Genomic DNA, 10479 nt, shown 5'->3' with positions numbered 1-10479 from the left:
TCGCCGAACAGCAAGTAGATTACTTCTGTTGTCCCGTCCCTCTGCTGCTCCTACCCTCTTCTACTTCTTCTTCTTCTTCTTCTACTCTCTTCTGCCTACAGATTCTGTATCCAACCACATTCGTGCAGGCACATTCTGTATTCAACCCCGATCGTGCAAGCGCATTCAATTTTGTTGGCAACCCTCCTGCCTTACTTTGATTAGTCCACCCTAATCTAACCCAGATCTTTCCTTACAAATAGCCGCAAAATTAAAGATATGCTGGATAAATTAAAGATTATCGTGCTATCAAGGCTCGATATCCTGTCAATGAGTGGGTCGTTAAACATATGTTGGTTGAAAATATAAAGAGGATGAAGGAGCGTGGTCTCTTTTGCCTCTTATCTCCGCCACTCCACCGCATTCGCTCATTTCTGAGGCACTTTTGCCTCTCATATCCGCCAATCGCCGCATTCGCTCATTTCAAAGGCATTTTTGCCTCTCTTTCACGCCCATCCGCCGTATTCGCTCAAATCAAAGGCACTTTTGCCTCTCTTTCACGCCCATCCGCCGTATTCACTCCAATCAGAGGCATTTTTGCCTCTCTTTCACGCCCATCCGCCGTATTCACTCCAATCAGAGGCACTTTTGCCTCTCTTTCACGCCAATCCACCGCATTCGCTCAAATCCGAGGCACTTTTGCCTCTCTTTTACGCCGCACCACCGTATCGCCGCCTCCCTCACACTACCCAGCTACGAAAAAAAGATTGCCTCTCCGTCATCAACGTGAACTGCACCCCGTCAAGTAGACAGCACAAAAAATAAAAGTAGTTTAAGCGGCCTTAGTCCTAAATTCAATGGGACTGAGGCCGTTTAGTTTTGCCTGTAACCGTTCGTTATTGTAAAAATGAATGTAGGTATCAATATCTGTTTGGAGTTCTTCAAAGGTCTGGTAGGAATGTAAGTAGTACTTCTCACATTTCAATGTTCCCCAGAAGGATTCCATCGGCGAATTGTCAATGCAGCAGCCTACTCGGGACATGCTTTGCTTCAGTTCTGCATCGTCCAGCATCTTTTTAAAATGCAGAGAGGTATACTGAAAACCACGGTCGCTATGGAGTAAGGTTCGGCTCTCCGGTGCTGCCTTCAAAGCTAATTCCAGTGTGTTAAAAACTAGCGAATTATTATTGGAATGACCCAGAACGTAAGCAACAATCGACTTGTCATACAGATCTTTTATTGCACTTAAATACGCCTTCTTGCCGTTTCCGTATTTGAATTCCGTTACATCCGTTACCCATTTTTGGTTTGGAGCTTCAGCCTCAAAATTACGGTTCAGCACATTCTCTGCAACCTGCTGCGGCGTGGAGCCTACATACTTCTTTTTCTTTCTGCGGATGACTGACTGGATGCCTTGGCATCTCATCAGCCGGTACACTCGCTTTGCGTTAATAGATTTATCCATTTGTCTGCGCAAATGCAGGGTCAATTGGCGATACCCAAAGGTTCGTTCCACCTTCTCATACAAGAGGAGCATAGCCTCTGTCAGTTTCTCGTTGTCTGCCTCTCGAGAACTGGGTTTGCGATTCAACCATTTGTAATAACTTGACCGTGAAATCCCTGCGATGTCACACAAAAGCCGAATGGAGCAAGACTGTTCCTGCTGAACGGCCTGAATGGCCAGGTAGATGTTCACCTGGCGAATGGTCCTTAACGTCTCCTCCTTTCGAGTTCCTCTAACTTTTTTAGAAAAGCATTCTCCGCACGCAGGCGTGCATTCTCGTATTCCAGCTTTTGCATCGCGAGTTTGTGGCGATCTGCTTCCGTAAGTTCTTCAGGCGCTTTAGTGCGTCCTCTACCGTCTCGTAACGCCTCTTCACCACCAGCTTCGTACTTCTTTACCCAGCTATATACTTGTTGGTAAGACACGTGAAAATGGCTTGCCGTCTTCGCATAGTCTTCTCTGTTCGAAAGGCAGTACAGCACGATATTTATCCGTTCCTGCCAAGTGGTTACGCGTCCTTTGGTCATAGCTTTAGTTCCTCCTGAATGAGCTGTTAAGCTGTTGCTATGACCATTATACTTCCTAATCCAGTTGGCGAGTTGGGTTGAACTTGCAATCTTATACTTGCAGATGATTTGGTTTTGCGACAATCCTCCCTCGAGATAGTCCTTAACGGCATGGAGTTTAAGTTCTGCAGAATATGTACGATTGTAGCTTCGGACTTCCAGCCCTTCGTATCCATACAATTGATAACGTTGCCGCCACTTCACTAATGAGTTTTTGGATATTCCATACTTCCGGGCCGCAGTTTTCAAACCAATGTCGCCCCGTTCAATTTCTTGGAGAATCGTTAACTTTTCCAGTGCTGTAAACTTCTTTTGTTCCATAAAAATGCTCCCCATACAGCGACAGGTTTTTATTATTTCACCTGTCTACTATATGGGGAGCATATCAACGATGACCTTGAGGCAATCTTTTTTCAAACCATCCGATTTAGTTACTTTCCTTGCTTCTCCAGCAGGTTCAGAATGATTGTTACTGCTTCGGCCCGGGACGCTACCTGGTTAGGTGCGAAACGATTTTGTCCTATGCCATTCACAATGCCCGCTTCTGCTGCTGCTGCAATATATGGCACTGCCCATGCGGGTACATCCTTAGCATCATTGAAGGTTAAGGTCGCTTTTGGATCTACTGTAATACCCAGAGCCCTAACAACCATAACTGCTAATTCAGTGCGAGTAAGCTCCTGCGTAGGACGGAAGGTACCATCATCATAGCCGCTGATAATTTGCAAAGCTACTGCCTGAGCTACAAAGGACTTGGCCCATGCCGGAATCTTCGCTGAATCCTTAAAGCTTGAAGTGCTACCACTGTCCGGCAATTGCAGGGCACGAGCCAGCATAGTGATAAATTCAACCCGATTTACTTTCTGATTAGGACGGAAAGTATTATCCGGATAACCACTAACGAAGCCCCCTGCTACTGCTTTCTCAATAGCCGCTGCTGCCCAATGGCTGCCAGTATCCGTCAATGATGGTTTGACTACTGGTGTTGCGGTTGGTGTAGGCACCGTTATTGGTGCTGGTGTAGCTGTTGGTGCTACTGTTGGCGTTGGTGTTGCTGTTGGTTTTGTTGTTGTCACTGGTCCTGTTGATGATCCTGTTGTTGGTTCCGTTGTTGGTGCCGTTGTTGGCGCCGTTGTAGGTTCCGTTGTAGGTTCCGTTGTTGGTGCTGTCGTTGGCGCTGTTGTCGGCGTTGTTGTAGGTTCTGGTGTTGGGTTTACTTCAGGATCTGCTTCCTTAATAATACCGAACTCTTCCAGAACATATGGTTTAGCATCATTAATATTCTGATCGATCTCATAAGATACAGCTGTTAATTTGCCAGCATCTACAGTAATACCTACAAAGGTCTGAACTTGACCGCGTTTTGGACGCGTAGCATCACTTGGGTCCGGCCCGTATTTAGCAGCTGTATTCTCATTTGCTACTTCAAAGAGATTATAATACGCATCTCCCAATTCTGGTTTCATGTTCTTGTAGTAAACCTTCGCTCCCGCTGTAGCTGGGATCAGATAGATCGTTCCATCTGGATTTACTGTGTACTCTACAGTTTGACCCTTGAAGCTTTCCTTGATCTTCACTGTGTCTGCCGCAGTTCCATCAGCTTTAATTGGCTTGGTCCGGGCATAAATATGGTCGTGGCCTTGAAGAACCAAGTCAATGCCCAGTTCAGCCATCATTGGAGCAACCTTCGCTCTTTCTCCATTTGTACCCATAATGTCTTTGTCAGTAGCGTGGTTAGAGGTTGTGTACGGACCTTTATGCATAGCTACGATAATCCATTTCGCTCCAGCAGCTTTCGCTGCTTTTACGTCAGCCTTCATCCAATCCAACTGTGCTTGGCTGAAGTTAGCAAATTCATCGGAATTCTCATTTGTATTCAGGACTACAAAGTGAGCATTGCTGTAATCATAGGAATAATAAGCTCCTGTTTCTGTTGCAGAGCCCGGTGCTTCCTTAATATTGTAGTGCTCATAAAAGGCATTTGCCTTATCCTCATGATTCCCTGCCACTGGCACGATGGTCGTGTTAAGCAGGGTATCTTGCGAATGACCAAGCAGCCAATTCCATTGGGATTCATTAGTTCCGGTATCCACGATATCTCCGTTAATCGCCACAAACTCAGCATTCGGGAACGTCGTAAGTGCTTTTGCCATCGTTTCACCGGAAAGAATCGCTTCATCTTCGGTCTTAGCCTGTGTATCAGCCAAATCGATGAAAGTAAATGCTCCTGTCTTAGCGGCAGTTTCAAAAGTTCCCACTGCACTCCACAGACCTAGTGCTTTATCACCTACACGGAAGTAGTATTTTGTATCAGCTTTCAGGCCCGAAGCTTCCGCTTTATGAACTAATTCGTCCTTTGAATTTCTGGAAACCGCCGAACGTCCTGTAAACTCAGAAGCCTTAGCAAAGTCTGGAGTAACGCCCGTATTTTCTACAACCTGCAGATCGTTTCCAGTAGACTTCAACGCTGTGTACCAAGTGAAGCCTTTTGCACTCACTGGGTCGCCATTAAAGGTAACTGTAACTTTTTTAATCGAATCCGTTGAAGCGATAGCAGCTTCTGAATTTGTTCTTTCACTTACAGCTTTGATAACAAATTGATAGGTTTGGTTTGGATTAGTATTTTCTACAGTGTAAGTATAAGAAGTTTTACCTTCTTCATTAGGAACACTGGCCGTCCAATTTGCGGATACCAGATCATTTTGCTCATAAATACGATATCCAGACACTGGTGCACCGGAAGCTGGCGCATCCCAAGTCAACGTTATTTTAGCACCATCTGCTGCAGTAGCCTTGGCATTTTGCACAGGTTTAACTGCTACTTCCGATTTATGAATGCTGTAGTTATCATACAAGTCTGTAGAACCACCAGTTGTTGTGGTGTAGGCTTCGTAAGAAAGCTCATCATTCGTTACCGTCATCCCCGTGAACATTTCCTTACCAGGCTGTCCGTATTTAGCTGCAAAAGGGAATGTTCCTGAAGCTACGTTGTATTTCTTATTGCCCGCTGCATTTGTAATCAGATATAAAGTACCTTTAGGATCAGTTACTACTCCGTTTGAATCCGGAACAATATCCGTCAATGGCTTGTTATTGTACATCTGATAACTTCTAGCAAAGGTGTGGTCATGCCCGCCAATTACCATGTCGATACCAAGCTCATCAAACACCTTCGTTAATTGCGCTCTGTAAAAGAGTACATCTGTATCATTGGTGTGATTGGCAACGGAATAAGGAGATTTATGCAGAAGCACAACCTTCCATTTCTGATTGCTTTTTGCCGCTTCGCTACGAAGCCACTCCACTTGTTTATTGTAAATTTCGTTATTCTCAAGATTCGAGCTTGCACCATAATATTCTGTATTAATTACCATAAAGTGTGCTGAACCGTAGTCAAAAGAATATACAGAACCATCAGGTTTCGCACCTGTATTCGATACGTTCGGCAAATTAAAATGAGAGCTATAATTGCTATAATTTTTACTTTCATGGTTGCCTACCAAAGGAACCAACGGAATATTCGCTAAAATATCCTTAGGCTTATTGAAAAACCATCCCCATTGCTCCTCAATATCACCGTTATCCACCAAATCACCAGAATTCAGGATAAACTCACTTTCCGGGAATTTAGCTAATCCTTCTTGAAGGGTATGATTCCAGATATCAAAATCTTCTTCAGTTGTTCCTTGGGAATCCGTTGTATATAAGAATTTATAAGCCTGATTACTGGAGCCTTCTGTCTTAAAAGTTCCTACGTCGCTCCAGTTCTCAGCTTGTCCATCCCCAGCACGGTAAGCATATTCCGTTCCCGGCTGCAGATGATCCGCTATTACCTTATGGCTGGTTAGCACAACTGGTTTTTTAGCTGATTTATCCGCTTTTGTCATATACACACTAGTTGTAACGGATGTCCCTTCATAAGATTGAGCGCCTGCCGCAGGAAACTGGCCATTCTCCAATTTAGAAACTTCTACTACTTCCAGTTTGGTGCCAGTCACACTTTCAGGTGCATACCAGTTGAATCCCATACTAGTCTGCGGGTTGCCATTAAAAGTAATTGCGATAGAATCAGGCTTCCCAACTCCAGGTTCTACTGTCTCCACTACAGGATAAGCAATCAGGCTCATATCCCAATAAAGGTCAGAGCTAGTGTCGCCCGTCTGGTGAACTTCAGCTGAAAGCTCATTACTTCCATCCTTCAGATTGGCTTTTACGATTTCCGTTAGGTCAACCTTTGTATACTCATTTGGATCACTGCCATTAGTTGTACTAAGTGTCTGATAGTCGATTTCACCAGCTGGCATAGCCTCGCGGTAGATTTCTGCACCATTCAGATACAGCACTACTCCGTCATCAAATGCAAAATTACCTAATACTTTATCCGATTTCGTAATTTCTTCCTTATTCACAGTTACATTTGTCCGGAAATAGGAAGTACGATATTTCTTCTTTTTATCCGTGCCGTAGCTTATGTTTGTATTCAGAGCACCAAATTGCTTGCTGCTGACTCCGGCCCCAGAATCTTTATAACCAAGCGGCGCTTGGCCTGATGCCCATGTAGAATCATCGTAAACAGACCGCCATACCGAACCTTGATCCGTTCCGTTATCTAGATATTTCCATGTAGAATTGCCCGCCAGTAGTGTAATTGGCTCTAGCGTTTGTAATTGCAGTAATCCAGCATCCTCATTGCTTTCTTCTGCAAAAGCTGGCATTCCTGTAAATGTAAGTCCCAGTACCATAACAAAGGCTAGTGTCATGGATACTGCTTGTTTTAATAACCTGTTCATAATCAGTCTCCCTTACTGTTATTATGAAATGCTTGCATCCATTCATAGTAACTACTAAATATTTTCACAATGTACGGATTGATCCACTAGTTTGTAAAAACGGCTTGTGTATTTAATCAGGCAAAAGTGGTTACAGTAACGGCAAGGTTATGATCAAGGAGGACAAACATGGACGATACTCAAGCTTTTGTAGACAAAGTACACGACACCCAGAAGAAAGCAGAAAAGAACAAACAGAATCACGGTAAAGGAACACCAAGCCAAAAGCTGCCTAATAAACAGCACAGTAAATAGAACACGCAGACACGAAAACAAAAAAAAGCAGCAAGCCCTCCCGGATCGGAGTGACTTGCTGCTTTACTTTTTGTATATTGAGCTTTGCTTTTAAAGGAGTTATTTACTCCATTTCACCACATTCACGGCTACCTTCTCTAATTGTGCCTTGCTCAAAGCCTTGTCTGGAGAACTAATCGTCACAAAACGATCATCCAGTTTATAGGTCAAAAACAATGAATCGCTGGTAGGGCTGTACCACTTAGCTTCTGTACCATTGGAAAGCTTTACGGTATCGCCTTTGTAATCATAGGAGTAGTCACGTGGAGAAACGTTCACCCTCATATGGTCGAACAAAAAGTACACTCCATCTTCAGAGCTAGCTGCTTTTTGAAAAGCGTCACCACTCACCATTTGTGCTGGTGCATAAACCGTTTTAAACCCATCGAAATTTGCAAAAGCTTTAGAAATTTGTTCTTTTTGAGCGTTGCTGTACTGTACTGGTGTTAATGTATCTTTATCCGGCACCACAGTTCCAGTACCCAGAATGACCTGATTCGCTGCCGCATCAAAAGTCACTGGCACCTTCAACACATCAGCCAAGGCACGTACAGGAAGATAGGTTGTATTGTTATAAGTAATCGGAGCTAATGCGTTACCTTTATTATCAACAGGCGTATAAGCTGCACCATTCACTTTAAATCCAATGCTGTGATTGAGGTATGCGGTGATTTTTTGCAGCTTAGTTCCTGCGTACACACCAGCCGAACCTGTAATTGCCATCCCAAATACCATCGTTGCTATAATGAACTTTTTACTTTTCATATGTTATGCCTCCTTAGAAGTTCAATCTCGGTTTTTACTTTAGCTCAAGTTTTAAAGGAATATGTCTCTAAGTTGTATTTAACTTGTACCCAATTTGTAAAGAAACTATTCATCTGAAGCTCTGGTTTGTATAAGAAAAACAGCAACCCGCTTATCCCATAAGGATTTAACGGATTGCTGAGGGCTTTAACCTTGATACGGAGTTGTAACCTTATACACTTCTGAATATAAAATTTCTCTATAAAGTTGGAATTCTTCTTCATCAACAGGGTTAGGGTAAGTCATAATTAAGAGTGGTAAATCTTCATTTCCTTCACGCAAAGGAGGCTGCACATAATCGTAAGGGTTCAAATGAAAGCCCAGCCGCTCATAAAAGCCGATTCTCCGCTGCTCCATTTCACCCAGTGGCCGCTCAACTTCCAAAAGGACAGGCTTGTTAGATAGACTGATGTATTCAGTCATCAGCTTTTTGCCAATTCCTCCGCCTCTAATGCTTGGGTCGACTGCTATATGTTCTACAAAACGAAAGCCGGGAAACTCCCAGCAGGCCATAAAAGCAACAATTTTACCCTCAGAATTCATCTCGGTAATGAGACGATAATCTGGAACGTCCAATAACTCCTGTTGTCCCTCAAAGGTTCTGATCTCAGAAGTAGGAAATGAGGCTTCCATAATAGCGAATATTTCATCAAAAGTTGTGTGATTCATAACATAAGTTCTCACTTTCTGGATTTGTGGTCTATTATAAGTTTACCTTACACATATTATCTTAACCCGAAATTCATTAAGAACTCAAGGTACTAGTACCTGGTACTAGGATAACGTGATATACTAAATAGAACAGTTATACACATCTTGTTTGATATAGGAGAGGTTCATATTGGATAATCAGCAATGGATCGCACCTGAGTTCTACAATCTCACTTCGGAAATGGAAAGCCATGCTCCTGAGAAGATTGCGCTTAAGTGGTTAAATGAGCAAGGAGATTATGAGGAAATTACTTACGGTGAATTACGCAAACAAGCTAACCGGCTGGCCGGAGGACTTGCGAAGCTTGGGCTGCAACAAGGGGATCGTGTTCTTGTTATGGTTCCACGCCGCATCATCGCTTATGTCATCTATTTAGCTTGTCTGAAACAAGGACTTGCCATCATTCCATCCTCAGAAATGCTGCGTGCCAAAGATTTATCCTACCGCCTGCGCCATTCTGAAGCCAGAGCCGTTATTGCTTGGTCCGAAGTAACCGGGGAAGTTAATAAAATCTCAGAGGATCTTCCTGCTCTCGATTACCGTCTTTCCGTATCTGGCAGCTCAGACGAACTCGGTGAAGGCTGGCTGGATCTAGAAAGTCTGATGGTTGGACAACCAGATACCTTCACAGCAGTCGCAAGCCGCCGGGATGATATGGCTATTCTCGCCTACACCTCAGGTACTACCGGCAACCCTAAAGCGGTCGTTCATAGTCATGGCTGGGGTTATGCTCACTTGCGGATCACCTCACCTCAATGGCTGGATATTCAAGGATCTGACACCGTCTGGGCAACAGCAGCTCCCGGCTGGCAAAAGTGGATCTGGAGTCCCTTCTTAACCGTTCTTGGCAACGGAGCTACAGGTTTTGTATATAGTGGATCCTTTCATCCCAAAAAATATTTGCAGCTATTGCAGGATCACAAAATTCAAGTATTATGCTGCACCCCAACGGAATATCGTCTAATGGCTAAAACAGAAGACTTAGGTCGTTACGACTTGTCTACCCTGCGCTGTGCAGTATCTGCCGGAGAGCCATTAAACCAAGAGGTCATTAACACCTTTCAGCGTGAGTTCGATATCACAATCCGTGATGGGTACGGCCAGACGGAAAGCACCCTAATTATCGGAACACTCAAAGATACTCCAATACGCATTGGTTCTATGGGTAAATCAATCGCTCCCGGCTTAGTCGAGGTTGTGGACGAAGACGGCAAGCCACTGCCTGCTGGAGTGGTTGGTGATATTGCCGTACATTTGAGTATGCCAGCCCTGTTCCACACTTATTACAAAGATCCCGGTAGAAAAGAAAGCTCCACACACGGCGAATTCTTCATAACCGGCGACCGGGCAAAGAAGGATGAAGATGGTTATTTCTGGTTCGAGGGTCGTGGGGATGACATCATCATTAGCTCAGGTTATACTATCGGTCCTTTCGAGGTAGAAGAAGCATTGATGAAGCATACCTGCGTTAAGGAATGTGCGGTCGTTGCCAGTCCAGACGAAATCCGTGGGCACATTGTTAAAGCATTTATCGTGCTTAAGGATGAGATTGTTGGTTCACCAGAGCTTGTAAAAGAGCTGCAATCCCATGTTAAAGAGTGGACAGCCCCTTATAAATATCCGCGCAAAATCGAGTTTATTCAGGATCTTCCGAAGACGACCTCCGGTAAAATACGGCGAGTAGAGCTTCGTGAACAGGAGAACCAAGCTGCGCAGGAATAAACATAGCCATATAAAATTCACCTTATTAAAAAATAAACAAGAGCAGCAATCCATAATGGACTGCTGCTC

Annotated in this window: 8 protein-coding genes; 2 read left to right on the top strand and 6 right to left on the bottom strand. The window is 44.1% G+C overall.

The window, feature by feature from the left end:
• Positions 1 to 19: 19 nt before the first annotated feature.
• The 4 genes from MHH46_RS04215 to MHH46_RS04200 all read right to left on the bottom strand — a co-directional run bounded on the left by MHH46_RS04215 (position 20) and on the right by MHH46_RS04200 (position 6839).
• Entirely contained in the window at positions 20 to 181 is a 162-nt protein-coding gene (locus MHH46_RS04215; protein WP_179086345.1) for a hypothetical protein, read from the bottom strand.
• Between the two features lie 327 nt (positions 182 to 508).
• Complete coding sequence (locus tag MHH46_RS04210; RefSeq protein ID WP_179086344.1) at positions 509 to 652, bottom strand: hypothetical protein; 144 nt, start codon at positions 650 to 652, stop codon at positions 509 to 511.
• Positions 653 to 811: 159 nt separating this feature from the next.
• Positions 812 to 2370, bottom strand: a protein-coding gene (locus MHH46_RS04205; protein WP_143762803.1) for an IS3 family transposase whose coding sequence is annotated in 2 segments (ribosomal slippage) — positions 812 to 1737 and positions 1737 to 2370 — 1560 coding nt in all. Because the reading frame shifts where the segments join, the coding sequence is not laid out codon by codon here.
• 110 nt (positions 2371 to 2480) lie between these two features.
• Positions 2481 to 6839, bottom strand: a complete 4359-nt coding sequence (locus tag MHH46_RS04200; protein WP_076190143.1) for an S-layer homology domain-containing protein — start codon at positions 6837 to 6839, stop codon at positions 2481 to 2483.
• Between the two features lie 168 nt (positions 6840 to 7007).
• Here MHH46_RS04200 and MHH46_RS04195 point away from each other — a divergent pair, with 168 nt between their 5' ends.
• Positions 7008 to 7133 (top strand): DUF4023 domain-containing protein, encoded by a 126-nt coding sequence (locus MHH46_RS04195; RefSeq protein WP_051491363.1) that lies wholly within the window; start codon positions 7008 to 7010, stop codon positions 7131 to 7133.
• A 99-nt stretch (positions 7134 to 7232) separates the two neighbouring features.
• Here MHH46_RS04195 and MHH46_RS04190 read toward each other — a convergent pair whose 3' ends face one another.
• A complete protein-coding gene (locus tag MHH46_RS04190; protein WP_076190142.1) occupies positions 7233 to 7937 on the bottom strand; it encodes a hypothetical protein in 705 nt (234 codons plus the stop codon).
• 186 nt (positions 7938 to 8123) lie between these two features.
• Positions 8124 to 8645: a GNAT family N-acetyltransferase gene (locus tag MHH46_RS04185; protein ID WP_036684918.1), complete on the bottom strand. Its 522-nt coding sequence runs from the start codon at positions 8643 to 8645 to the stop codon at positions 8124 to 8126.
• Positions 8646 to 8814: 169 nt separating this feature from the next.
• Between MHH46_RS04185 and MHH46_RS04180 the strand changes: the two genes are divergently transcribed.
• Complete coding sequence (locus MHH46_RS04180; protein WP_076190141.1) at positions 8815 to 10410, top strand: acyl-CoA synthetase; 1596 nt, start codon at positions 8815 to 8817, stop codon at positions 10408 to 10410.
• Positions 10411 to 10479 lie beyond the last annotated feature (69 nt).

This window comes from Paenibacillus sp. FSL H8-0175 (genome assembly GCF_045040615.1).
Classification (GTDB): Bacteria; Bacillota; Bacilli; order Paenibacillales; family Paenibacillaceae; genus Paenibacillus_AQ; species Paenibacillus_AQ odorifer.
Note: the sequence above shows the minus strand (reverse complement) of the source record. Positions and strands in the feature narration are given on the sequence as shown.